At 42.3% G+C, this 23,718-nt stretch carries 23 protein-coding genes and 1 pseudogene; 8 read left to right on the top strand and 16 right to left on the bottom strand.

Annotation, left to right across the window (positions count from 1 at the left end):
* Positions 1 to 104 precede the first annotated feature (104 nt).
* From FW767_RS13145 to FW767_RS08350, 4 genes are all read right to left on the bottom strand, one after another.
* Positions 105 to 260 carry a hypothetical protein gene (locus FW767_RS13145; protein WP_205523870.1) on the bottom strand — a complete coding sequence of 52 codons (156 nt, stop codon included), beginning with the start codon at positions 258 to 260 and terminating at the stop codon, positions 105 to 107.
* Positions 261 to 1,106: 846 nt separating this feature from the next.
* On the bottom strand, positions 1,107 to 2,036 hold the full coding sequence (locus FW767_RS08360; protein ID WP_068960722.1) for a hypothetical protein: 930 nt from the start codon (positions 2,034 to 2,036) through the stop codon (positions 1,107 to 1,109).
* 322 nt (positions 2,037 to 2,358) lie between these two features.
* Complete coding sequence (locus FW767_RS08355; RefSeq protein ID WP_068960721.1) at positions 2,359 to 2,973, bottom strand: RloB family protein; 615 nt, start codon at positions 2,971 to 2,973, stop codon at positions 2,359 to 2,361.
* Positions 2,974 to 2,976: 3 nt separating this feature from the next.
* Positions 2,977 to 4,176, bottom strand: coding sequence for an AAA family ATPase (locus tag FW767_RS08350; RefSeq protein WP_068960720.1), 1,200 nt, complete (start codon positions 4,174 to 4,176; stop codon positions 2,977 to 2,979).
* A gap of 1,074 nt (positions 4,177 to 5,250) precedes the next feature.
* Between FW767_RS08350 and FW767_RS08345 the strand changes: the two genes are divergently transcribed.
* From FW767_RS08345 to FW767_RS08315, 8 genes and pseudogenes are all read left to right on the top strand, one after another.
* The gene (locus FW767_RS08345) at positions 5,251 to 5,706 is read left to right on the top strand and encodes a PcfK-like family protein (protein ID WP_068960719.1); all 456 of its coding nucleotides are present in this window, start codon (positions 5,251 to 5,253) and stop codon (positions 5,704 to 5,706) included.
* Positions 5,707 to 5,717: 11 nt separating this feature from the next.
* Complete coding sequence (locus tag FW767_RS08340; protein ID WP_068960718.1) at positions 5,718 to 6,980, top strand: PcfJ domain-containing protein; 1,263 nt, start codon at positions 5,718 to 5,720, stop codon at positions 6,978 to 6,980.
* 155 nt (positions 6,981 to 7,135) lie between these two features.
* Positions 7,136 to 7,249, top strand: a pseudogene (locus tag FW767_RS08335) (DUF3873 family protein); the annotation flags it as partial.
* Positions 7,250 to 7,398: 149 nt separating this feature from the next.
* Positions 7,399 to 7,689 (top strand): HU family DNA-binding protein, encoded by a 291-nt coding sequence (locus tag FW767_RS08330; protein WP_256359325.1) that lies wholly within the window; start codon positions 7,399 to 7,401, stop codon positions 7,687 to 7,689.
* A 1-nt stretch (position 7,690) separates the two neighbouring features.
* Entirely contained in the window at positions 7,691 to 7,849 is a 159-nt protein-coding gene (locus FW767_RS13140; protein WP_205523869.1) for a hypothetical protein, read from the top strand.
* Positions 7,836 to 8,426 (top strand): DNA-3-methyladenine glycosylase I, encoded by a 591-nt coding sequence (locus FW767_RS08325; RefSeq protein ID WP_232321500.1) that lies wholly within the window; start codon positions 7,836 to 7,838, stop codon positions 8,424 to 8,426. Before FW767_RS13140 ends, FW767_RS08325 begins: the two co-directional genes overlap by 14 nt.
* A gap of 35 nt (positions 8,427 to 8,461) precedes the next feature.
* A complete protein-coding gene (locus tag FW767_RS08320) occupies positions 8,462 to 8,851 on the top strand; it encodes a hypothetical protein (protein ID WP_068960660.1) in 390 nt (129 codons plus the stop codon).
* A 9-nt stretch (positions 8,852 to 8,860) separates the two neighbouring features.
* Positions 8,861 to 9,580, top strand: a complete 720-nt coding sequence (locus FW767_RS08315; protein WP_394349339.1) for a DUF5131 family protein — start codon at positions 8,861 to 8,863, stop codon at positions 9,578 to 9,580.
* Between the two features lie 313 nt (positions 9,581 to 9,893).
* Here the strand turns inward: FW767_RS08315 and FW767_RS08310 are convergent, their stop codons facing one another.
* The 12 genes from FW767_RS08310 to FW767_RS08255 form a co-directional block, all read right to left on the bottom strand.
* The gene (locus FW767_RS08310) at positions 9,894 to 11,210 is read right to left on the bottom strand and encodes a class I adenylate-forming enzyme family protein (RefSeq protein WP_068960658.1); all 1,317 of its coding nucleotides are present in this window, start codon (positions 11,208 to 11,210) and stop codon (positions 9,894 to 9,896) included.
* A 7-nt stretch (positions 11,211 to 11,217) separates the two neighbouring features.
* Positions 11,218 to 11,442 carry an acyl carrier protein gene (locus FW767_RS08305; RefSeq protein WP_068960657.1) on the bottom strand — a complete coding sequence of 75 codons (225 nt, stop codon included), beginning with the start codon at positions 11,440 to 11,442 and terminating at the stop codon, positions 11,218 to 11,220.
* A 12-nt stretch (positions 11,443 to 11,454) separates the two neighbouring features.
* The gene (locus FW767_RS08300; RefSeq protein WP_068960656.1) at positions 11,455 to 12,801 is read right to left on the bottom strand and encodes an alpha/beta hydrolase-fold protein; all 1,347 of its coding nucleotides are present in this window, start codon (positions 12,799 to 12,801) and stop codon (positions 11,455 to 11,457) included.
* The gene (locus FW767_RS08295) at positions 12,785 to 16,357 is read right to left on the bottom strand and encodes a 1-acyl-sn-glycerol-3-phosphate acyltransferase (protein WP_150980485.1); all 3,573 of its coding nucleotides are present in this window, start codon (positions 16,355 to 16,357) and stop codon (positions 12,785 to 12,787) included. The genes FW767_RS08300 and FW767_RS08295 overlap by 17 nt, the downstream gene beginning before the upstream one ends.
* Before the next feature lie 15 nt (positions 16,358 to 16,372).
* Positions 16,373 to 17,212 carry an alpha/beta hydrolase gene (locus FW767_RS08290; protein WP_068960715.1) on the bottom strand — a complete coding sequence of 280 codons (840 nt, stop codon included), beginning with the start codon at positions 17,210 to 17,212 and terminating at the stop codon, positions 16,373 to 16,375.
* A gap of 5 nt (positions 17,213 to 17,217) precedes the next feature.
* Entirely contained in the window at positions 17,218 to 18,702 is a 1,485-nt protein-coding gene (locus FW767_RS08285) for a phytoene desaturase family protein (RefSeq protein ID WP_068960714.1), read from the bottom strand.
* Entirely contained in the window at positions 18,695 to 20,206 is a 1,512-nt protein-coding gene (locus FW767_RS08280; RefSeq protein ID WP_235898088.1) for a glycosyltransferase, read from the bottom strand. The genes FW767_RS08285 and FW767_RS08280 overlap by 8 nt, the downstream gene beginning before the upstream one ends.
* Positions 20,157 to 20,525: a hotdog family protein gene (locus tag FW767_RS08275; protein WP_068960712.1), complete on the bottom strand. Its 369-nt coding sequence runs from the start codon at positions 20,523 to 20,525 to the stop codon at positions 20,157 to 20,159. The genes FW767_RS08280 and FW767_RS08275 overlap by 50 nt, the downstream gene beginning before the upstream one ends.
* A complete protein-coding gene (locus FW767_RS08270; protein WP_084274016.1) occupies positions 20,512 to 20,808 on the bottom strand; it encodes a hypothetical protein in 297 nt (98 codons plus the stop codon). Before FW767_RS08270 ends, FW767_RS08275 begins: the two co-directional genes overlap by 14 nt.
* Before the next feature lie 109 nt (positions 20,809 to 20,917).
* Complete coding sequence (locus FW767_RS08265; RefSeq protein ID WP_068960711.1) at positions 20,918 to 21,538, bottom strand: LolA family protein; 621 nt, start codon at positions 21,536 to 21,538, stop codon at positions 20,918 to 20,920.
* Positions 21,539 to 21,542: 4 nt separating this feature from the next.
* Positions 21,543 to 21,929 carry an EamA family transporter gene (locus tag FW767_RS08260; protein WP_068960710.1) on the bottom strand — a complete coding sequence of 129 codons (387 nt, stop codon included), beginning with the start codon at positions 21,927 to 21,929 and terminating at the stop codon, positions 21,543 to 21,545.
* On the bottom strand, positions 21,922 to 23,712 hold the full coding sequence (locus FW767_RS08255; RefSeq protein WP_068960709.1) for a beta-ketoacyl-[acyl-carrier-protein] synthase family protein: 1,791 nt from the start codon (positions 23,710 to 23,712) through the stop codon (positions 21,922 to 21,924). The genes FW767_RS08260 and FW767_RS08255 overlap by 8 nt, the downstream gene beginning before the upstream one ends.
* Between the last annotated feature and the right edge of the window lie 6 nt (positions 23,713 to 23,718).

The raw sequence follows: 23,718 nt of genomic DNA, 5'->3' as shown, positions 1-23,718 counted from the left end.
CAAAAAATCTCTAATAACTCTTGTGTTAAGCGGTTAATGTTATTTGGGCCAAAAGGGTCAATCATATTATGGCCAAAGGGGTGAATTCTGTTTGGCCAAAAGGGTCAAAGTAGAGTGGCTTTTCCAAGTACAGCCACGCCGGTGGAGAGACGGACGCGCTCACGGTTGTACGACACCTCAATCTCCACGGTGCCGGGGTTGACGGCCGATGCCTTCTTGCGGCGGTCGAAAACAATCTTGATCTGTGGTATTCCTGCCATAAGTAAAAGATTTTAAGAATGATACATTCAAATTTCTCGTGATGTGGTACACGAAAAAGCGTGTACCACAAATTCCGGGAAATGTACCACACGTGTACCACATACCATTTCAACGCATCCAACAACGAGGCTGTTGCACGCCCCGAATCTTTTGGAAACATTTAGCACAAAATAGCAAATATCAGAGAGTTGGCACTCTAAACAGGCTCCGGTCGCTATGGCAAGACCGGGGCAGGAGACAACGGCTGATATTTGTTGGAAAAGCTGGTACATTTGTGGTACTTTTTTGTGGTACATTCACGAAATCTGTACCAAAGATAATGTGCTAATTCCGAACTAACAAATGCTAACTTTGGCTATCGGCAGGAAATACGGTTTGTGCTAAATCTTTCTAAATCAAGATTTTATAAAATTGCTAACACTTGCACATCAGTCACTTACGGACACGAAAAAAGGGCCACTGAAAAGTGACCCTTTAGTGATCCGCCTGGGGTTGGCGAATCTTATGCTTTGCATTGATAATCAAGTTGTTGGCATTGCTCTTCCTGTGGTGTACACGTTACGCACACGACAGTGTTTCAATGTTCTTCGTCATTTTTCATCCGATAGTGCAAATTTAATCATTTTCCGCGATGTACACGCTATCCTAAATGTTAAAGTTTCTGCAATCGGAATCAGCATATTAGCCGTTATACTGCTGTCAAATCTCAATTATCTTGTCTCTCTTGGAATCTCAGTGCTCGTTTGAGGGATGTTCGGAAAGGACTTCATCGCAGGCTGTGTCTCCGATAATCACAAAGTTGTCAGAGAAGTCGGCAAACGCTTCCCTGAATTTTTCAAGTCCTCCTACCATTTTATTTTATTCATCATTATTGCAATTTCTTTCTCAACCCGTGGGTCGTTATCATCTTTCAATGTCAGGAACAATGACAATTTATCCACATAGCCGGAAGTGCCTGACGGCGGATACTTCCATATCTCGATGCGCTGTGTATCTTCAAAAGAGTGCAATTCGGGTATGGAGTATTTATGTTCACGCACCCACTCCGCAGTCAAAACTCTTGTCGGGACATCCTCCGGGACGAGCATTGAGTAATGCGACAGAGCCGAGATTCCGCCAATATCTCCTTCGGGAAATACATCTGATGTGTATTCTATGCTTTTGATTGGATCAATTAGATTGGTTGACGCCTTATCCCAAAGTTCTTTCCCTGACAGTTCAAACACAAGTTTCTTATTCCTGCTGCCTTCCAGACTAACCAATCCCAATGCTTCAAGTTGCTTTATGGATTTGGCGATTGTCTTATATTTATAAGGTACTTTATCCTCCAACTCTTTAAGCGACAAACCGTCAAGGCTCTCGATCTGTAGATGATAAAAAAGAATATATTGTGTTGACGGATAAAACAATTCTTTAATCTCACTTTTTGTTGACAGCCTGTTGATAATCAAGGTAGGCACAAATGCAAATTTATCGGCTACGATAAAATACACTCCTTGCTCCACTAATCGGTCACGCTCATAAGTCAATAAATTGTCAAAGTAAAATACAGCCGGAATATGCTTGATGCTTTCAATTCTTTCCGAAATCTTACGACGCTGCACATTGGTATAATCCATTTCACCTTTGGCCACAAGCAAAAGCATAACCTGCCCATTGAAATCAAACTGCATCATCTTGAAATTTGCAATGAGTTCAAGCCACAGACCTTTTTGGTCTTGCTTGGATAGATTCCGAAGCTCTATCTGCTGTCCGGCGATTGTTATCTCCTTCATGTTCTACGATATTTTGCATTATTCTCCGAGTGTTGGAGAATAATGCAAAATTGCGGAGAATAATCTAATTTTACAAATATATCAGGATTCATTTTTTTAACAGGGACACATTTTACATCAATCCCAGTTATAATACACCGTGGTGTTCAATGTCATTGAACACTGCAAGGTATATGAATTAATTCGGAATAACACGCTCCTCCTTAATTTCGGCAATAGAACCTTGCTTATTGCCGAAATTAAGTTATTGTGATAGCCATGCTTTTTCCCCATCGTGCCGTGGTGTTGACGAGCGAACACACTTCATACTATACTGACAAAATCAGACAATTCCCAGCTCTTTGAACATTGAGCCTATTTCGGAATAGGTATAATCCCGTTCTCCGTCAATCAGGCATTTCTCAGATTTCAGGGCATTCTCAATCGCCCTTACCCAATCACCGCCTTTCTTCTGGAAATATTGATGCAATGGATGTGTCCTGAAAAACCGTTGAGTTTTTTCATATCCACATATCCGGCAAAGCTCGTCCTCTATGCTTTTTGAATCGGCATAATTTTGTCCCGTATATCTGAAATAATAAAGGAAGAACAGTTCAGTGCAGCGGTCAGTCTCAAAGAAACGGACTTCATAATTGAGCCCCTTTTTCTCATTGTGGACCTTCTTGCCATGATATTTCCGTTTCAATTCAGAATAGGCTGCCCAACTTGTCGGGTCTTTCTTCTTATTGTCCATGTCGATAAGACAAAAAATCCTGTCATATCCGATTGCTATTGCAGATTCAATCGAGCGTTCCAATTCACGCAGGCTCGTATTCTTCGGAGTGTCCGGTTTGATGCTCTGTAACTGGCGGAACTCATCCTTCAATGAATTGAGATAGAAGAACTCCGTAGGGCCTTCGCCGATAATCACAGTGGTTTGTTTCCTTACTTTTGGCATGGCTCATTTCTGATTTAAGATGAACGGCGAACCCAACACAGGTTTTGACCCAAACCGACCGATACGATAGGAATTGTAGAGTGAGTGTTCCCTGCGGAGGCCGAGTTTGTCAGCGCGGGTATATTCAGATGCCGCCGTTTCAGATGACTTCTCTACGAACCACACTGATTGACGGTTTTCATTAAACTGATCTTCTGAAAGCAATGTCATCTCCTGTGTTGTGAAAAACAACTGCGATTGGCACGAATTGGCAAGGAAGACCTGAATATAATACAGTAGCAGATCATAATGCAAATCCTCGCCTAATTCGTCAAGCATATAGATATGGTCTCCGGTTATGGCATTATACAGATAGTTAAGATCAACCAGATATTTAATTGTTCCGGCAGACTGTGTGGAGAGAGGCAACATGAAGTTACCTTCATCTGATGTATTTACAAACTCCACATGGTTTTCAACGCCATCCGATATGACGCTGAAATTTGAAATATTGAAATCAGCCTTTTTCAACATCTGTATGAAGAATTCTTTCTTTTTCTCATTCTGACTTACCTCTTTCAGAAGAGAGACGAGGCTTCCGCCGTCATTGTTGACTCCATGTACATGGGACTTAATCCAATTGTACAGTGCCGCAATCTTACATGCGTCTTCCGGCAAGGACACTTTTCCATATGTGGAGAGGACCGAATGATTGTTGAGAGTATGCTCTTTCAGAACCCGGAGCGTCTTCGCCTTTATGCCAATGCTTGTTCCAAATTTAATCTCGCATTGTCTGTCTTCGCCGACAAACTCGCGTTCATAAAACAGAGACTTGCTCTTATTGGGATAGTAATTCAATTCCTCCCTTATGATATGGCTTCCGAGATATAAAATCATGTAATCATATCTGACACCGTCGGCATAAAAAGACACGAACATCTTTGTCGGCTGATCCTTGGTCAAAGCAAAAGGCATTTCAGAATGCACCCTTTCATTTCGGTCTTTACGGTCAATGAACATAAGCTCAAAAGCGTTCTGCATCGCTTTGAGCATATTCGATTTACCCGAAGCGTTGGCTCCGAATATTATTCCCACACGGCCAAGATGAACACCTTTTGTGATTTCGGCACTCATCCAGTTTCCATCATCGCCGTCCGTCTCAAAGTTCATCGTTTGACGTTCCCGAATTGACAGGTAGTTTTCAGTCCAGAATTCGCGTATCATTTTGTATTATACCTAAAATTCAAGCCCATATTGCAGGCCAACTGCAAAATTAGCCATAATTTTTGGTGTTTCCAAGAAAATCAAGGCTAAATACGGTCAATGCTTTATTCAGATGCGATTTTCAGAAATATAAACTCCAGAGAGGTACGACGGCTGGGCTTGTCATCGCACAGCGAGGCAATGTCTGGTAATGGCAATGCCGTCCGCGGCGTTTGCCGGAGGCTGCTCTACCGCCGACCGCATTACCTGAGAATGAGAGCGGGCTAAACACCGAGTTGCTGAACGCCGGAGCCGGAGCTTCGCCAATCCTGCTCTTGCTTATCTGCAACTCCGTATTCTTAACGCCCGCTCCATTACCCGTTTCGTTTAGCCGTCGCGCCATTCTTCCGTTGTCAGCACTCCACGATGCGAAAGATTGTGACGGCCTCTGTGCATTACGGCATGCCTCCATTTCCTGATTCCGTCACATACATTCGCCTTTCCGGGAGTGTGGCATTTCAAATTTCATGTAGGTAACACTTCAACTGATTTTAGAAAAAACATTTCCGTATGTCGGTTATTCTGTGTCTCCAAAGAGGCAACTTCGGCTCTATGTTTATTCGGCAATTTCAGCATAATGCAATCATCTATTGGAAAGCATATTCGCTCGTGATGGAATAACGTGCCGGTAACGGGCTATTCTTTTGCCGCCTGTCAGAAAAATCTCCAGCCCTACGGGTAGTATTTTCCTGCCGTCGGCGAACAGCCCGCTATTTCCCGTCACGCAGGGATAATAAACGAGCGAACATACTTCAAACAGTGATTAGACGCATTAAGCGGAAAATCAAATAAAAAAATATCGCCTTATGACACAAAATAACCGACATATTAGAAATTCGAGCTTCACACCATCACCAGCTCATACCGCATTAAGACGGCTGACTAAGGTGGTCGGGATAATACTCGGAATAGTAATCGGGATTGTTCTTTGGGTGGTAGTGAAACCGATGATAAGAGGTATAGGGTGGCTCATCAGCATACTAACCCTTATTGCAATGATATACTTTGTCTTAACATTCTAAAATATATACGACTATGGCAAACGAAATGAAATCATCAAACGCAGTTATGGAGGTTGTCCGTAACTATATGGAGGAGCGTTGCGCAAGCGACCCTATCCTCGCTATCAAGTACGCAAATCCGGCGAAGTCATTGGAAAAGGCACTGAACTATGTGGCTCACGAGGTGCAGAAAAGCGGACTCACCATTATGGACTCGGATAGCGTGTTCTCTCTAATCCTTCATTATTACGATGAAAATTTGGAGGATGTCCCCAATGTCAACTGCAAGATAGCGGTTGCAAAGGAACTCACCGACACTGAGAGAGCCGAGGCAAAGGAACAGGCTATGGAGCAGTACAAGGAAGAACAACTCCGCGAAATCCGCAGACAGAACCAGCCGAAGGCAACCGCACCCAAGCACACCGCCACCGCACCGAAAGCAGGTGCAGAAATCAATGTTCAACCCAATCTCTTCGGAGATGACTTCTAAAGCATACGACTATGAAACCGAGAAATAAGAAGCAAGAGCAGATATTGGCAATGAGTGGGCAGCTTCGCCCACTCACCACCGCCCAAATGCAGTGGGCACTGACCCATACAATCGACAACTATGCCCTTAGATTCAAGAAAGGGAAAGCCGTGTGTCTGATATGCGGTCACGAGTGGGAAGCCGAGGAAGGAATGTGCCGTTGTCCCCATTGTGGCGCAAAGGTTGAGGTCAAGGCTACCACCCAGCGAGTTGTAAGGGATAAATCCTACTTCATCATCGTCACCGCAGTCAAGGGTTTTCAAGTAATCCGAATGTTTCTGATGATTGTGGAGTTCCGCAAAGGAATGAAGGCAAATCCCGGCTTCATTGAAATCGGCTCCTATTGGATTGACAAGCACGGACACACCACCGTAGTGGGGCTTCAGCGCACATTGGGTCACTACATTGACTCATTCGCTTTCGGCTCTCCATTGGAAATCAGACACGACAATGACGCATTCTGGCACATCGCCAACCAATGGGTCTATCCAAGGACAAAGGTCACTGACACCATCAAACGTAATGGCTACACAACCTTTACCTATGGCGCACACCCCGTGATGATGTTTCAGCAGTTGCTCACCAACCCCAAGGCTGAGACTCTGATGAAAGCCGGAGAGGAAGGATTGTTCCGTTACCTTTGCCACCACCCTAAAGAGGTTGACAAATATTGGGACACAATCAAGGTGGCACGCAGGGCAGGTTACAAGATTGACGACCCTCAGATGTGGTTTGACTACATCAAGATGTTGGATAGAATGGGCAGAGACCTCCATTCCCCCACGTTGGTAGCACCCAAAGACCTCAAAGCCGTACACGATGAATATGTGGCAAAGGCTGAACGTCAGCGTATCAAGGAGCAGAGAGAGAAAGACCGCAAGAGAGCGGAGGAAGATGAAGCCAAGTTTGAGGAACTCAAAGGCAAATACACCGGATTGGTTATGACAGACGGAGAAATCGTTGTCCATACCCTAAACTCCGTAGCCGAGTATTATGATGAGGGAAGCCGTCAGCACATCTGTGTAGGTTCATCGTCCTACTACCTCAAAGAGAACACATTGGTATTCTCCGCCAAAATCAAGGACAAGACAATCGCCACGATTGAAATCTCCCTCAAAGACTACTCAATCATTCAATGCAGGGCATTCGCCAACAAGGTCTGCCAATATCAAGACCGCATTACCAAAATTATCAGCGACAACATCAAGATGATAGCAGAGAGAAAGAGAGCATAAGTTTAACCCGACCTCCACCGCACCGGTGGAGGTCACAATCAAAACATTATATGTGCAATTCTGAATATGACTTCTTAATTCCCAAGTTGGGACAAGAACTATACTCTAAAGCCTACAATCCCTATCGCCCATATTCAAAGAAATTCCAATAGATATACGAATATCGTCATACCGATGGCGAATTATTCTCAGCAACAGCACCCACTATTGAACTTTGTCGCCAATGGCGCGATGAATGGCTTGCAGAAAGGAGCAATAATAGCCAATAGTCGTAATATACGCCAAGCGGAGCAATCCTGTGAAGAATTGCTCCGCTGATTTACGCTCAAAATCCTAAAAATTTCGGCCGCCTTTGGAGGCGGCGAGAGGCAACTTATTATTCCAAATATCAGGATTTTTCGCTAATTTTGCATACCCAATTTCAAAAAATAATATGACAAAAGCGGAAATAGTAACCGAGATTGCCAAGACAACTGGCATCGAGAAAGCAAGCGTACTCGCAGTAGTAGAAGGACTGATGACTTCAATCAAAGACAGCCTCGCACACGGCGAAAATGTATATCTCCGTGGCTTCGGCTCATTCATCGTAAAGGAGCGCAAGGAAAAGACTGCCCGTAACATCTCCAAGAATACAACTATCATTATCCCGGCTCACAATATCCCGGCTTTCAAACCCGCAGCCGAGTTCAAGAAGGTGGTGGCGAAGTAAGATGGGACATGAAAATGAGAACACAGTCGAAGAACTGACGGATACCTGTGAATGCGGTTGTCATTGCGATGGTGACTGTCATTGTCACGAGAAACAGCCGGAGATTTTTGATGAAAGTGACATCGACCGCATAATAGCCAACCTTAATGACTGGGATTAAAATGGTATCTGAGAAACTGAGTCGTTGTCCGTGGTGCGGAGACGACCCTCTTTATGTGAAATATCACGATGAAGAATGGGGTCGCCTTGTCACGGATGACCATATACTCTTTGAGTTCCTCACGTTGGAAAGCGCACAGGCTGGACTGGCTTGGATAGCAATCCTGCGCAAACGAGAAGGCTATCGTGAGGCATTTCACAACTTCGATGTTGAGAAAGTTGCTGCCATGACCGAAGAAGATGTTGAGCGATTGATGAAATTTGACGGAATAGTCAAGAATCGCCGTAAAATCCAGTCGGCTATTTCCAATGCCCGGCTGTTCATCGAGATTCAGAAAGAGTTCGGCAGCTTCTTCAACTATCTGAGGTCTGTCTTTCACGGAGATTTCCCCGTTGTAAATCATCCGGCAACAATGGCTGATATTCCGGTCACATCGCCTGAGTCGGATGCAATCGCTAAAGATATGAAGAAGCGAGGTTTCAAATTCTTCGGCTCAACAATCTGCTACGCCCATCTACAAGCCACAGGCTTCGTAGATGACCACCTTAACGATTGCCTCTGCAAAGGACAACTATAAAACTTTGATTGGCGTTATACTAAGAAACAATAGTTATGGCTTCGAGACGGACAATCATACAAGACTGGATGGTGGCGCAGAAGCGTCACCATCTTTCTGACATGCAGGTACAGATGGCGCGTGAACTTGGATTCAAACCGGATTCACTTCGCAAGATTGACAATCATAAGCAGGAACCGTGGAAGACACTACTGCCACAGCACATTGAAAATCTATATGAGAAACGTTTCAAACGTGAAAAACCTGAGGTTGTAAAATCTCTGAAACAGCAACTCATAGAGGACGAGATCAAACGCAAGGCTAAGAAGAAAGCCAAAGACGCACGTCGCGCAGTAAAAGCAGCGGAAGAGTCGATGTGCAGTCCCGAAGTGATTGAGGATTCAGAAGATATTGTGCAATTAGGACTTGACAGTTGCGGAGATTGAATTATGCCGATGTGGAATCCGTGGCATGGTTGCCACAAGATAAGTACGGGATGCAAGCATTGTTACGTTTACCGTGAGGATGCGGCGTTTGGCACGGTCACACCGTCAAATGAAGTGCGTAAAACGGCATCGTTCAATCTACCTATAAAGCGCGATAGAAAGAAGAATTGGAAATTTCCGTCAGGCACGGAATTTGCGCTGTGCTTCACCTCTGATTTTCTGATTGAAGAAGCCGATGAGTGGCGTGATGAAATCTGGGATATTATCCGCCAACGGACTGATTGCACATTCTTTTTCTTCACAAAACGCATAGAACGCCTTATGCAGTGCTTCCCGGATGATTGGGGCGAAGGATATAACCATGTTGGTATCGGGTGCACGGTCGAAAATCAGGACCGCGCAGATTATCGTTTGCCGATATTTCTCTCATTGCCAATCAAGCACCGCATGGTAATTGTCGCGCCAATGATAGAAAAGATTGACATAAGCAAATACCTCAATCCGGAATTGATTGAGGAGGTCTCGGTCGGTGGTGAATCCGGCAAATATGCCAGACCTCTGGACTTTAACTGGGTTCTTGATATGCAAAGACAATGCCGGGAGTCGGGAGTACCGTTCAACTTTCATCAGACTGGCTCATATCTGATTAAAGACGGTCGTCAATACCATATTCCGAGGGAACATCAGCATTCCCAAGCTAAAAAAGCCGGATTGGATTTTGATTTCTGATTTATTTTTTGAAAATTCGTAAAGCTGTATCACCTTTTGCGATATGAGAGGAATAACTTTGCATCAGAAATCAAAACCATGAACTTCCATTTTTTGTCGACTTCCCTGAAATTTACAAAAATTGTCCGATACAAGACTTCGCCAACGATATAGCACGGCGCCTAAAAGCCGAAGGCTATGACATCTACATCGACCGCATGGGCTACGGCAGCAAACGCATTCCCAAGGGAACCCCAATCTGCTATCGCGTCTTCAAAGGCCGTTATCCCAACCACCACATGGACAATTGGAAAGATGAGTTTCAAAGTTATTCCTACTTCGGGCTATACGCTTTTCGGTTGAGCTTACCGTTGTAGGTGCGCTCAACTTTATCGACTTGGGTATATAACTGAGGAACCTTATGACCTTCAAGCTTTGATGCAAGGTGTTTGGCTAACGCTTTCTTCTCAACGGAAAGACCTTCTTTTACAACATAGAGAAGACGGAGTGCTATTCCTAATACCGGATGCTGTGATGGAATACAAATACAGTCATCAATCTCCGGCATCGACTGGGCGGCATCCTCAACCTCAACAGGATTTACCTTGAACCCTCCGACATTTATAATATCTCCATCTCGTCCGGCTAATTGCAATCGGCCCTCTTCATCGAGGATTCCCTTGTCTTTCGTGAAGATTTTATTCTCTCTGAGAACTCGATTTGTTTCATCCAGGTCTCCGCAATAGCCAATCATTAGCGTCTTACCTTGACATACAATAAACCCATCATCATCAATTGTTAAGGCTGAGTGTTTCATCGGCTTTCCTAAGCACCCAGCTACACAATATCCTCCGTTGAAATTATGGGTCGCGATTATTCCGGTCTCTGTGGAGGCGTAAGTATTATAAAGACGAGTATGCGGAAGCAATTCGCATAGTTTCTCCATGTCGGATTGCGAAATTGGAGCGGCTCCAGTTTCGATGAAATCAAATTTTTCAGAACAATCCCTTAGTTGTTTCTCACCGAATTGTATCATCATACGGAGACTGGCCGGAACTTGGAAAGTAGCCACCTTCCAAGGAGCATCCTTAACCACCTTAAAGAAAGCTGGCAAGTCTTTGAGCCCGTCCATGATATAAATGGAAGCACCAACTATTATTGACGGCCATATCTTACTCAAACTTCCTATGTGGTTAAGCGGACCGGTAATAATAAACGTCAGGTTCGAAGAAAAGCCTTGTGCATCAATCAAGTTTTCAGCATCATATATAATGATACCTTGGCTAATCATAGTCCCTTTCTGTTTACCGGTTGTTCCGGTCGTAAAAAGTATGTCGGTTACATCTCCCGGCATATCAGCCTGCGATGTCAATTCCAGTATTCCCTGAAATTGAGCATCGGGCAAGTCCTTTTCAAGAGGAACAACCACTTTCCCGGCCTTGTGAGCTGCGAAATAGTCTATGATGAAATCAAAATCATGCGCGGATCTTAATACATAGACACGGGAGGTTTCGGATTCAATTTCCGACGCACGTTCACAGACCGCCGTCCATAGTTCACTATAAGTCAAAATTCCATCGGAATTTTGGAAAGCAATCCTCTGGGGCGAAGATTGTGCATGTTCACGTAGATAATCTTCCAGTCGGTTCATATAACCTTTATTTTTCTGCCAGCCTACGGTTTACCATTTCGACTATGCTGTCAAGCGAACGGAGGTTCTTGGGAGTGGCATCTTTAGCTTCTAGTTCAATGCCATATTCCTGAGACAGCACCATCAAAATAGTCGTTACGCCAAGAGAATCCAATTCGGCAAAAAGGAAGTCCGAATCTAAATCTACGAGAGGAAGAAGGTCTTCCAGTAAAGTTCTAATATGTTCTTTCATTTTCTGTAGTTATCAATTTTTAAACAATCGGGGAAGATAGTCAATCAGATACTTACGCCAGTTGCTCCAAGTGTGTCCACCATCTGATTCATTATACAAAAAAGTATAGCAACCCTTGTTAAGTTTTTTTCTTAAGTCATCGTTAAGTTTCTTTGTAAAATCATCCTTCCCTACGGCGATATAGAAGAGTCTGGGATTTTTCTTAAAGAAATTCTTCAATTTCCAATCAAAATTATCATATATATCCAAATTCTTATCGGATTCTCCTCCAGTGATACTGCTAATCTTTCGGTCAACGCTACCACCCCCTAAAAAAGGAAGTGCTTGCTTTAGTTGCTTCCAACCTTCTCCTATACTTTTCAATCCGCCGACACTTTTGTCTCCAAGAGCGTTTGTTGTTTGAGCCGAGAATAATCCAATGTAATCAAATTCATTAGGATTATTTAATGAGGTGTACAGTGTATGAAGGCCACCAAGAGACAACCCAGCTATGGCTCGATGTTGCTTATCTGCAACCGTACGATAATTCTTGTCAACATAATTGACAATCTCGGGGACAAATGATTTCTCGAATTTACCAAACATCGATGAAACATTGTTGCTAGAAGGTTGAACATTCGGATTGTTAGGATCTTCTCCGGGAGCGGCTGCTAACTCCACATTGCCGTTGGGCATGACAACAATCATTGGTTCACATGTGCCATTTGCAATAAGATGATCCATTATTTGGGATAAACGACCGCAATCAGCCCACGCAGTTTCATCACCTCCCGAACCATGAAGGAGATAAAGGACTGGATAGCGTCGAGATGATGATTTGTATCCGTGAGGAAGATATACAGCCATACGGCGTTTACTCATTCCATTCAACGATGATGGGTACCAATCATATTCTAATGTGCCTTTTTTTGTTTGCGCATCAGTAAAGTTATCTCCAATCCCGCCCTTGATGATAAAATAGTTATAGGTAGAGCCTATATCCCGAGTTGTGTCCCTATTCCTTTTATCGAAACGCACAGAATCTTCATTCACTACGAAATCGTACCAGTAGAGTTCAGAACTGAGCGGCTGCGACGTATAAGTCCAAACTCCATTTCCAGTGTTCGTCATTTCAGCTTTACCATCTTTGGAGAACATTCCAGCCATAGGAATTAAAGAATTCCCTTTTTGGAAGAATGTACCCTGTACTTCTACTTTCTCGGCTTTCGGATCTATATAAGTAATTGTGACAGAGTTGTCGCTATTGATGGTAATTGGTTCCTGAGCGTTGACATGAAGAGAGGAAAACAATATCAGACCGGCCAATATTGCACCACATACTTTTTTAGGAACGTATGTCTGTTTACACTGAAAATTCATAAAGCTTTAAGTTTTCTATCGTTGATAAATCCATAGAGGTCTGAAACTCTACGTTAGTAACAATTCCCTCAGCAGCATATTTTGCTACTGTTATTTTTTCTTCGTCCGAATCAATTGCAAATACCTTGATGTCGGGATGGACAAGACCCATCAATAGAGCCATTTCACCATATCCACAATTTTTAATAACAACACATCCCGGTTGAGTATGGTCTACCAAATCGGAATAATTGTTGTGCTTTTTTAGGTTACGGGTTACTTCCTGTAATAGTTCCGTCCCCTTATATCGATAACGGTCTTTTACAAGAGATGCAAAATAGGTTGCCGTCTCATACTTGCAACACATTGCCTTGTATTCAACCTTCATGTGGCGATGAACATTCTGGGCGAATGCAGAGTATGATTCATTCCATATAGGACTTGACGATGTTATCCGTTTACCTATCCGCATATTGATTTCTCCCTTGTAGCAGGCAAAGCTTTGGATGGGCATAAGATAGTTAACGCCATGCAGCAACACAGGCAAAACATCAATGTTAAGTTGCTTTGCAAGATAGAACGGTCCTTTATGGCATCTGAGAATGGAAGAATCGGGATTACGCATTCCTTCCGGAAAGAAGGCTATTGAATAGCCTTCCTCGACATACTTCTTGAAAATCTCCAAGTCTCTCTCCAAAGAAGAATCCTTCCATGCAGTAAAGTTGGACTGCCGGATTGTATAGAATCCCAACCACTTGAACATTATACGAACCACCGGATTCATACTTGACCTCTCATTTGCCACAATGAGAATCTTAGGACTCCATGCCATAAAATACATCGGGTCGAGCAAGGACTGATGGTTGCACACGATAACACAGGGCTTATTCAAAGTCTCATTATACGGGTTGTGCATTCTGAATTTAACACCGGGCATCAATTTAAGGTCAATTCTATGTGACCAAGTGACATAACGATGGAAAAGAGCCAGTGTTTTTGGTGTCCTCGGACCAATAATAAACAGGAAGAAGCCCAAGATATATCCGATTAGTAATTGAGATAGCCACCATGCTCCACAGAACCAAGTACGAAGTAACGGTCCGAGCGTTAGAGGGCGTTTCCTATATTTGCCATGAGATTTTGTGATCCAATTGAATACCAAAGGAGGCAATAGATAAGCCATCAATACAACCGAGAGCATACCAACAATGGTAACCTCAGCCAATGAATGGAGTGCCGGATGTTTTGCAAATATCAAAGTTCCGATTCCGATGAACATAATGAGAGCGGACACAAGAATCGAACTTTTGTAGGAAGCAAGCATCTTTTTCCTAAAAGCATATTCATAGCAACAGCCTTCGGTCATGAAGATTGTGTAATCATCTCCCTGTCCAAAGATGAAAGTAGCGAGAATAATATTGACAATGTTGAATTGTATTCCGGTCATTCCCATAATTCCCAGAATCCAAATCCAACTGACTGCCATAGGCAGGAACGAGAGCAAAGCCAATTCAATGGAGGCAAAAGAAGCCCATAGGAAAAAGAACACAATCAAACTACAGGCCCATCCAATATAGCTGAAGTTGTCTGAGAGGCCATTGGCAATAGCACTGTTCATACTTTGCACATCAAAGCAGAAATGGGACCCTTCGAGGCTATCAATCTTTTGACGGAGAACTTCCATTTTGTCTTTCTGCACAGAAATCAGATTGACAACCCGGTATTTCCCATTTATACTGTCAATGCTGAGGTGCTGAGAATTAATGGAATTAAGAGGGCTAAAGAAGTCTTTGTCTTGGAGGGCATATTCTCCTGATAGAATATCTTCAAAGGGAGAGAATGCTTTTTTCTGGAAGCCCTTTGTAAGTACCCCCTGCGTCAAGGAATCTGTCAAAAGAGTTTTATGAGTCGCTATAAAATTAGTCCACCTTTCCAATCTTTCAGCTTGCTGTTTTGATGATGGTAGAAATTGCATGTCAGATTGATAAACGCTATCAATCGAAGCAAGTTCTTGTTTGAGTTTGGGTCTTAACGCGGCATTGTTATCAATAGCCTCATCCAGCGTGTTTCCGGAGCTTACAACATATAAAGTTTCAGTGTTGTCTGAGTTATTGCTTGTCAGTTCCTTAAAATATACCATATCCGCTTTCTGACGGTCGGTCATGAAATTTATATGGCTCATATTAGAGTCAAAGTCTGTTTTGAGACTAAAATAGCCAAATATGACAGTGAGTAACACCACGCCAAGGACAACCCAACGTTTTTTTTCCGGTCTAATGTTGCTCAACCAATCTAGCCATTTGACAGAAATCTCATGTTGACGGTTTCCTTTTTTACGAACTGCATGAGGCAGAAATACAACGGTAAATAAAATGGTGCCAATAAGAATCAAAGCACTGAAAATCCCCAAATCGCGGAGAGCAGCCGCTTTCAATGGGACAAGTGCAACAAACGCTCCTACAGTGGTTATATTACCTATTATCAAGGGAGCTATTATCTCTCTTAGCACTTGTTTCATCGAACCTGTGTGCGCAGTATGAGCTATCAGATGGAGCGGATAATTGACTGCAATACCGAGTATAATGCTTGATATTCCCACAACAATCAATGAAACACTACTATGAATCACCGATACCATCGCCATTGCGAACAACCATCCCCATCCAACCGAAATGACAATAAGGATAATGTTCCAAGCCTTTCTAAATACAATAATAAGTAACGCCACAATCAGAACTGCGGCAATTGCAATGGATAACAGACTGTCCTCTTTAATTTGTGTAGCATTGGCGACTGCAATGGCCGGCCCCCCGATGTAATGAACAGTCACTCCTGAAAACTCGTTTTCAACCTCGTTTGCCCGTTCCGCAAGGAAATCCATTAAAACGGCATTGTTATGAGTTTCACTGTTTCCAAATGGAGATTCCATTAGAACCAAGGCGCGGCTCATATCCGGAGTAAAGATATAACCGTCATACATCTCAATATTATCTGCAGACTGGCCACTTTGAAGCCTACCTACGCAGGGAGAGAAAAGATTGAGCGGATCTCTTTGAAGATTTTCAGACAGCAATCCGGATGTGGGGAACATTAACAGTTCCTTATCCTCTTCAAGCCGAGATAAAATATAGCCGGGGGTATTCAGCAGACTGTCCATTCTCGTATAATCTTCCTCGGAGAGGAAATAAGGGATATTAGAATAGACGAAGTCGGTATATTCCGAAATCTTCTCCAAGTTGATTTGCGTAGTCAATTCCCTGACATATGCAGCAGAATCTTTTTCAGAGACGATATTTTCAAAATAATCGATTGCTTCCACCATATCGTCAGGATTTGCATTAAGCGAATCTGACGCTTGAAATATGGCAATAATCTTACTTGCCCCCGACACATCTTGATAGACCTGCATCGCCTCCTGATGATTGCCTTCCAATGGAAGAAAATCCGAAATATCTTCTTTAAAATCCAGACGTAGCAACAGGCAGGAGAGGACTGACGTGACTATGATAAACGACAGAAGGCAAAACCTTCTGCGGCTCTGCATGAAGTCATGTATTTTGAGTGCAATCTTAGTCATTTGGAAGTATCTTTATCAGAATATTGTCTTTATCCAGTTTAGGAATGCTTCTTTCCATTCCCTGCATTCAGCAGAACCCTTTGTTTCAGATGCACCAAATCCATGTCCTCCTGTCTCAAACAAAAGATATTGATGAGGAATGTTCTTTGACGTGAGAGCCGAATCCAACAATACAGAATTGTGGTAATCCACAATAGGGTCATCCTTACAATTCACCAAAAAGACAGGCGGACAATCTTCCGGAACATGTCTTTCTAGTGAAAGTAAATTCTTTAATTCCGGGTCATTCTGTTTATTATCACCCAATAATCCTCTGCGAGACCTTTTATGAACGCATTTTTCAGTCATGGTAACAACAGGGTATATCGGAACAATAAAATTCGGTCTATATTGCGGATCAAATAGTTCTGCAGAAGACATTACGAGATGTCCACCTGCTGAAAATCCCATGGCCCCAATTTTAGTAGAATCCACCCCAAACTCACTTGCGTTCTCTCTTACTATTTTTATAGCCTGTCGTAAATCATCTTGTGGGTCAGGATAACGATTTCCTCTAAATAGATACCGATGATGGAATATAAATGCGGGGACATAGGCAGTTCGATAGTCCAAAACAAACGCAGAAATTCCGTTATTGTTGAGCCATTTAGCCACTTCATGCCCCTCGGTTTCGCTATCATGCCAAAAGTAACTCCCACCGGGACATACAATAATCCCGATATTATTATCGCCATTGACTATATAAGGAGTTAGCTTTACCTTTTTATGGCAATCTGTATTTTCCCATATATTAATTTTGGCAAAACAGTTGATTGTCATTATTATTGCAGCTATTATGGAGGTGATTCTCTTCATTTCGTTTAAATTTTATTGATAAGATAATCCTTGCCAAGAATCGCTTCACAAGTTTGTACTGCGGTCAATGTCACGCCACAAAAGCCATGCATATTTATACTTTGTCCTGTAAGAAACAAGTTGGGAATCTTGGTACGCAAGGGAATAAATGGAATGGCATCATTACAATCTTTGCGCAAACCACACATAGCTCCATGCCTAACACCCGTAAAATCGTGGATTGTTAAAGGCGTGGCGGAATCTATGTACTCCACCGCTTCTCTAAGACTTGGATATATCTCAGATAATTTGTCTAATATGAATTCTATTAGTTTATTCTTGAAGGTATAGTAATCCTTATCCCTTGCTCCTTTGACGTTCTTTTCCCATTGTTCTACTTCAGACCATCTCAAAGGAGCCACAACGTTGAGTGTTTCTGCGAATTTTCCTTGATTGACAACAGGTGGTGTCATATACATAAACCGCTTTATATCAGCACAGGATTCATCTTCCCATGTCGTATCGTAATTTTCCAAATAGAAACCAATACGATTACTGTATTCTATCTTATCTTTTTTAAGCCGGATATTTACGATAAAGGATGAGATTGAATCTTCTTTTATGGAAATAAAAGACTTGTAGGCATTTGACAAAAGTCTGGGGTTATCTATAAGTGATTCCAACTCATTCACAGGGGAGGCCAATACAAAAGTATCCCCTTTGAGAATATTGCCATTGTCAGTAAGAATACTGGTAACTTCTTTATTGTCAGAATTTATCTTGATTACCTTACTATTGACAAGAATTTTCCCTCCATGATTTGTTATAACAGACGTCAAAGCATTTGCAAGAGTCTCATAACCTCCGGCGATTCGGCAAGCACCATTAAAGAATATAGTGGAAATTGAGGAGTGTAAAAATGCCGGGGTGACATTCGCTTCACCGGCATATAGAACATTCAGTGCGCCCAATAAGGCTACCAGCCGATTATCGTCGATATATTTAGAAATAAATTTATTCGCAGGAAGGTTGAAATCAACATTCCCAACGGTATTTAATCCACGGTCAGCCCGAAGATGGAACAAATCCATTTGCTCCATAACCTCGTCCACCTTATTTTGATAATTCTGTAAATTGCTCTTTTCTTCCGGGAAAATCTTTGAGAGGGATTCTACAAATCTCTCTCTGTACATTGAGAATGTTTGGGTTGTTTTATCTTTATCTACAAATACTTCAATGCTGTTTGTGGCATCAAGATCATGAATGTTAAGCATCTCTGAAATACCGAGATAATCAAAGATTCTTCTTATATTACCGCCTTCGTGCATACCTCCAAAGATATGCATTCCTGTATCAAATATTGCATTGTCACGGCAATAGCTTTGTAGGCATCCTCCAACACGTGGATTCTTTTCTACAACAGTGACATCAAGCCCCTCTTTTGCAAGAATGGCTGCACATACAAGACCACCAAGTCCGGCACCAATTATTATGACCTTTTGTTTAGACATTCCTTTCAATCCTATTTTTCAAGTTATCGTAAATAGTTTGGTATTCTCCACGCAGGTTTTTGGCCTGTGCCCGTAGAGTTGTCCCCAAAGAGGTCAAATCTTCTTGATTCATCCTTTTCCCTATTTTCAGCCATATTGGCCACCTCTTTATAAGCCATCCATGTTTCGGCATAACCTTCCCTGTCCCATAAACAACAAGAGGCAAAATATCCAGATTCAGAGTGTTAGCAATATGGAATACACCTTTGTGGAATCGGTTAATTTCCTCCGCTTCTGATCTCGTACCCTCTGGAAAAACTGAAATTGAGTATCCTCTATCCACCAACTCTTGCAACTTGGGCAAAAGTTTTTCCAATCCCACTGAGACGGGATAGTATTCCGCACACCGAACAATGGCACCAAATATAGGATTTTTCCACACCCAATCGTTTGTCAGAAATATTATCCTGTTTGTCTGACTCAATTGAACCATTAAATCTAATTGACTCTGATGGTTGCATATAATCAATGCAGGTTTCTTAAAGTCTTCACCTGATTTATTATCTACTTTTACTTTCGCACCGAACAAACCGAGTAACTTAACAACTGTCTTACTGAATGTTGTCACGACATTATGCAGTTTATAAGATGGTTTCCCTGTCAGTTTAGTATAACAAGCCTTTCCGAATGCAATGGGGGTTATTGTGAGAGCTCCGACAAGATACACAATGTAGGTGGTAATTGTAAATAAGCCCGTTTTCAGACTTCTGTACAAGAAACATGGAATACCGTAAATCACAGCTAAAACACACAGTATCGTGTTCAAGATTGAAATTCTTGTAAAATCAAGGCCGGGTCTAAAATGGGAGACCCGTTCTTCCGGTTTTGGGTAGAAGACATTTATCGGCTTTGAAATTAGCTTTACACCGTGCCACGAGGCAAATACCAACAATTCAAGCTCCGCCTCATAACGTGAGGTTAAGAAAGATAACCCTTTTAACTTTTTGAGTGGATAAAGCCTATAACCAGTTTGTGTATCAGGTAGTCTATGCAACGTCTGAACACAAAACCAAAAATTACTAAAGGAATTTGCAAACGAGCTTCCTTTAGATCTGACAACCCCGGTTAAATCACGGGACCCGACAATCAGACATCCCGGATGTTCGATGTTGGCATCCAAGAACAGAGGAATATCTTCAGGATAGTGTTGCCCATCTGCATCAAGAGTTATCGCATAAGCGAAACCCAAATCCAAAGCTTTCCTAAACCCTCTTCTCAATGCCGACCCTTTTCCTTCATTCTTAGGAGAATTGATAATTGTTATTCCGGCAATACGTTCCAAACATTCTTTTGTCGAATCGGCAGAACCGTCATTCACTACAATTACGTCATCACAGTGGAGAAGCGTTCGCCCCACCACGTCTGCAATAGTACCCTCATTATTATAAACTGGTATTATCACACAGATGCCTCTGTCATGCAATGACTGTTTGTAATGAGAGTTTGGCATAGGTTGTATCATCATCAGCAATCACGGCTTGTACCTTGAACTGATTGTCTTCTTGCTTAATTTTATTTAATGAGACTCTTATTGGTTTGTCTGTCGGAGTTAGAACGGAAACAAATTTCGCATTTTTCACTCCCGAAATTCTCAATGTCCTATTAAGACAATCCTCCAAAAGTTCTTTTGTCATTTGAATCTGGCAAACGCCTGGAGTAATAGGCATTCCCGGAAAATGGGCGGCGTATATTACGCATGAAGGAATAAGGGTGATTATATATGTAGTCACCTCGCCGACAGTTTCCTTATTGATGATTTTATATAAATTCCTATTCAGTTTCATTTGCCGGTTGAAAAGAATATTTGATTTTGCGTTTTGTATTTAGGTATTCTTGTGAACCCTGATGCATAGCTTTAAAGATATTCTTAAAGTCTCCGCTCAGTGACCTCTTGATATACCACTTGTTCATCTTGTCAGTTATACTGTGTATTTTAACCTTGTCCTTTTTCTCATCGTAGCTTATATCCATCAGAGAAATGCCAAATTCATTGATTACACTCGCATCTACATGTCCTTCTGATGGCTTGTGCATAATCATTAGTCCGCTAAGATAGGCTTTAGGCATTTCTATGACAATCTCATACCGGGATCTCTGACCTACCGAGTCAGGATATGCAAGAACCGGACTCTGCGAAAATACAAAGCCATGGCAACTCAACAGTATTAGTAGTAGACTAATTAATCTTAAACTGCGAAGCATTTATCGGAGTGTTCTTTTTTATATTTTTCAATTCGATCAATGTACTATCTCCATTCTTCTCGTGCATTTCAACCTTCGTAACTAATTTGAGTTTTGTGTCGTAATGCAAAAGGATGGAAGTAAACATCTGTTTCATCTCCTTTTTCTGAGGAATCAGAGTAACGATGTAATAGTTGCTCTTGTGGATAACGGACGATTTGAAGTCTGCTTTATCTGTCAGCACTTTCCCCAAGACACTATTCATCATGATTCTTGCAATTTCCTTGAACATCTTGTTTTTGTTCACATCAATCACATCACTATGATTGCCTTTTTTGACCGTTACCTTATTGTTATTGAGGATGAATGTGTAAGTGTATGGAGTGTTATATTGCCACCGCAGCATATTTGGTTGCTCACACCACATCTGACCTCTGGAGACCATTTTGTCGCCAAGCATTTTCAACGATTTTGTCTGGGCAAAATCACACTGCATAGTTTTTATTGAAGCTGCCGCAGCACTAATTTCTTTCAGTGCCTGAGCTTGATTGAAATTCTGGGCAAACGCAACCCCGAGCGTCAAACACAAAGTCAACAATATTATTATCTTTCTCATGATTTTATGGTTTAGAAATGATAAAGCAGCCCGCCACTATCAATGCAACTCCAATCCATTTATTGAGGTTGACATCTTCGTGGAAAATCCACGCTGCAGCCAATAGTCCAAAAACGTAGCTTAAACTGACCAAAGGATAGGCCATACTGAGAGGAAATTTCTTTATGATATACATCCACAAAAGGCTGGCTCCTCCGAAGCATATTCCGGAAAGGGCAAACTGCCAGTTAAGTAAAGCCGACCTCCAAAAAGCTGCATTCCATCCGAATGGTTCCATCTTCATCAAGCCTATCTTCAAGAAAACTTGACCAAAGGCAAGGATTGCACTCTGAATCAAAGCAAGCAGAAACAAACCATAAGTGGAGAGGTTAAACAGTAACGAATTATTCATTGCCTTCCTCCTTTCCTATTTTATGCTTTGATACAATTACACTTCTAGAAATTACTTCAGCAGGAACCTTTATTCCGGCAAATTCAAAAATTTGACGAAAATGTTCGGGACAATAGTCATGCAGTCCCACGAGTATATTCTCTGCCTTCCCTTCCGAAATCAGTTGTTTGGCATCGGATATTGCTAAATCCCAAGAATCTTCTCCCTGCGAATAGGTGATGTTATACCCATGACATTTCAGACGAGTGGCCAATGTTCCAGCAATAGTATTATGTGTACTCTGCATAAACAAAGTAGGACTAAGCCCTTCTTCTCCCTCTTCTTCTATGTGATTGAGAATTTTCTCTCCCTGATCAAGCATTCCATATGCGGTCCCGATGACAATGGCATCTGGTTTTTGGATACCTGCTGATTCAATCGCCTGCATGGAAGTCAAGATTGCTGCTTTCATGATTTTACTCATTCGGCGAGCCTCCATGGCTGTCACATATTTTTTGACATCAGACAAGTCCTCGGTGTTTGTAATCTCATGAATGGAGGAAATTCCATATTCAGCTGAGTCTTTTACATCATCCAGAAGGACGGGAGTACGAGACAAAATCAGTGAAGATTCGTTTCCTCCGAAACCAAAGGAGTTACACATTACATTGTGTAACTCAACGTTTTGTTGCCCTTTGGAGGGGATAATGCAATCCTCTGAACTTTGTTGCCAGCGGAGATTCGCCGGAATGAAGTTATTGTGCATCGACAACATGCAAATAACTGTTTCAATACTCCCTGAGGCGGACGTTGTATGGCCTGTAAAAGCTTTGGTACTTGATACTGGAGGATAGGACTCGCCAAAGACTCTAAGTATAGCCTGAGACTCACTTCTGTCATTGTCGGGAGTACCAGTGCCGTGAGCATTGATATAATCAATCTCTGACGGGTTAATGCCACTCATCGCAATGGCATCGGTCATTGCAAGGTATGCTCCCTCTCCATTCTCAGACGTCGCTGTCTGGTGGAAAGCATCGCATCTGTTGCCATATCCTGCTATAAATACGATAGGATTACATCCTTTTCGCATAGATAGGTCTTTTGCCCGCTCCAAAACGACGTAGGCAGCTCCTTCTCCCAAGTTAAGTCCATGACGGTTACTGTCAAAAGGATGGCAACTGTCGTAATCCAATATCATTAGGCTGTTAAAACCATTGAGATGGAATCGACTTAGAGCTTCGCTTCCTCCGGCAAGGACAATATCAACTTTATCGGCCAACAATAATCGGGAACCAAGAATAATGGCATTCAATGCGGATGAGCAAGCCGTGGAAATCGTAATCAAATCGGCTTCTATACCACATAATTCAGCTATCTCTTTAGTATTGTTTCCACAATCATGTTGTCTTACATACCGGGCTTTCCCCTTATCTGAAAGCATTTGCGGATAATGCCGCTCGGTTACATCCATACCACCGACAGTTGTCCCCGATATGAGAGCAACTCTTTTCCCGGCTAAATCTTCTTTCTTTAGTACAGAAGATTTCATTGCCTGTTTCAAAGCGATAGCACCAAGCAGCGATGTTCTACTTACTTCTCTGTCTGTGGGTAGCCCAAGAATATCTTTCATTTGATTGTCAGAAAGCTTGACCTCTCCGACAGGAAGCTCTTTATGAATTGATTCAAGATACTTAATCTGTGAGATTCCATGTTCCTCCTTCTTCAAGGAAGACAGCACGGATTCACAATCCACACCTATTGCGCAGATTATACCCTGACCTGTTATGGCTATGCTTTGTGGCATGATAGG

The sequence above is a fragment of the Heminiphilus faecis genome (assembly GCF_008728965.1).
GTDB lineage: Bacteria > Bacteroidota > Bacteroidia > Bacteroidales > Muribaculaceae > Muribaculum > Muribaculum faecis.
This window is presented reverse-complemented; position numbering and strand designations above follow the sequence as displayed.

Excerpts from the sequence above, each read along its gene's own strand:
- FW767_RS13145 (WP_205523870.1), bottom strand. The coding sequence starts at position 260 with ATGGCAGGAATACCACAGATCAAGATTGTTTTCGACCGCCGCAAGAAG.
- FW767_RS08360 (WP_068960722.1), bottom strand. The coding sequence starts at position 2,036 with ATGAAGGAGATAACAATCGCCGGACAGCAGATAGAGCTTCGGAATCTA.
- FW767_RS08355 (WP_068960721.1), bottom strand. The coding sequence starts at position 2,973 with ATGCCAAAAGTAAGGAAACAAACCACTGTGATTATCGGCGAAGGCCCT.
- FW767_RS08350 (WP_068960720.1), bottom strand. The coding sequence starts at position 4,176 with ATGATACGCGAATTCTGGACTGAAAACTACCTGTCAATTCGGGAACGT.
- FW767_RS08345 (WP_068960719.1), top strand. The coding sequence starts at position 5,251 with ATGGCAAACGAAATGAAATCATCAAACGCAGTTATGGAGGTTGTCCGT.
- FW767_RS08340 (WP_068960718.1), top strand. The coding sequence starts at position 5,718 with ATGAAACCGAGAAATAAGAAGCAAGAGCAGATATTGGCAATGAGTGGG.
- FW767_RS13140 (WP_205523869.1), top strand. The coding sequence starts at position 7,691 with ATGGGACATGAAAATGAGAACACAGTCGAAGAACTGACGGATACCTGT.
- FW767_RS08325 (WP_232321500.1), top strand. The coding sequence starts at position 7,836 with ATGACTGGGATTAAAATGGTATCTGAGAAACTGAGTCGTTGTCCGTGG.
- FW767_RS08320 (WP_068960660.1), top strand. The coding sequence starts at position 8,462 with ATGGCTTCGAGACGGACAATCATACAAGACTGGATGGTGGCGCAGAAG.
- FW767_RS08315 (WP_394349339.1), top strand. The coding sequence starts at position 8,861 with ATGTGGAATCCGTGGCATGGTTGCCACAAGATAAGTACGGGATGCAAG.
- FW767_RS08310 (WP_068960658.1), bottom strand. The coding sequence starts at position 11,210 with ATGAACCGACTGGAAGATTATCTACGTGAACATGCACAATCTTCGCCC.
- FW767_RS08305 (WP_068960657.1), bottom strand. The coding sequence starts at position 11,442 with ATGAAAGAACATATTAGAACTTTACTGGAAGACCTTCTTCCTCTCGTA.
- FW767_RS08300 (WP_068960656.1), bottom strand. The coding sequence starts at position 12,801 with ATGAATTTTCAGTGTAAACAGACATACGTTCCTAAAAAAGTATGTGGT.
- FW767_RS08295 (WP_150980485.1), bottom strand. The coding sequence starts at position 16,357 with ATGACTAAGATTGCACTCAAAATACATGACTTCATGCAGAGCCGCAGA.
- FW767_RS08290 (WP_068960715.1), bottom strand. The coding sequence starts at position 17,212 with ATGAAGAGAATCACCTCCATAATAGCTGCAATAATAATGACAATCAAC.
- FW767_RS08285 (WP_068960714.1), bottom strand. The coding sequence starts at position 18,702 with ATGTCTAAACAAAAGGTCATAATAATTGGTGCCGGACTTGGTGGTCTT.
- FW767_RS08280 (WP_235898088.1), bottom strand. The coding sequence starts at position 20,206 with ATGATGATACAACCTATGCCAAACTCTCATTACAAACAGTCATTGCAT.
- FW767_RS08275 (WP_068960712.1), bottom strand. The coding sequence starts at position 20,525 with ATGAAACTGAATAGGAATTTATATAAAATCATCAATAAGGAAACTGTC.
- FW767_RS08270 (WP_084274016.1), bottom strand. The coding sequence starts at position 20,808 with ATGCCTAAAGCCTATCTTAGCGGACTAATGATTATGCACAAGCCATCA.
- FW767_RS08265 (WP_068960711.1), bottom strand. The coding sequence starts at position 21,538 with ATGAGAAAGATAATAATATTGTTGACTTTGTGTTTGACGCTCGGGGTT.
- FW767_RS08260 (WP_068960710.1), bottom strand. The coding sequence starts at position 21,929 with ATGAATAATTCGTTACTGTTTAACCTCTCCACTTATGGTTTGTTTCTG.
- FW767_RS08255 (WP_068960709.1), bottom strand. The coding sequence starts at position 23,712 with ATGCCACAAAGCATAGCCATAACAGGTCAGGGTATAATCTGCGCAATA.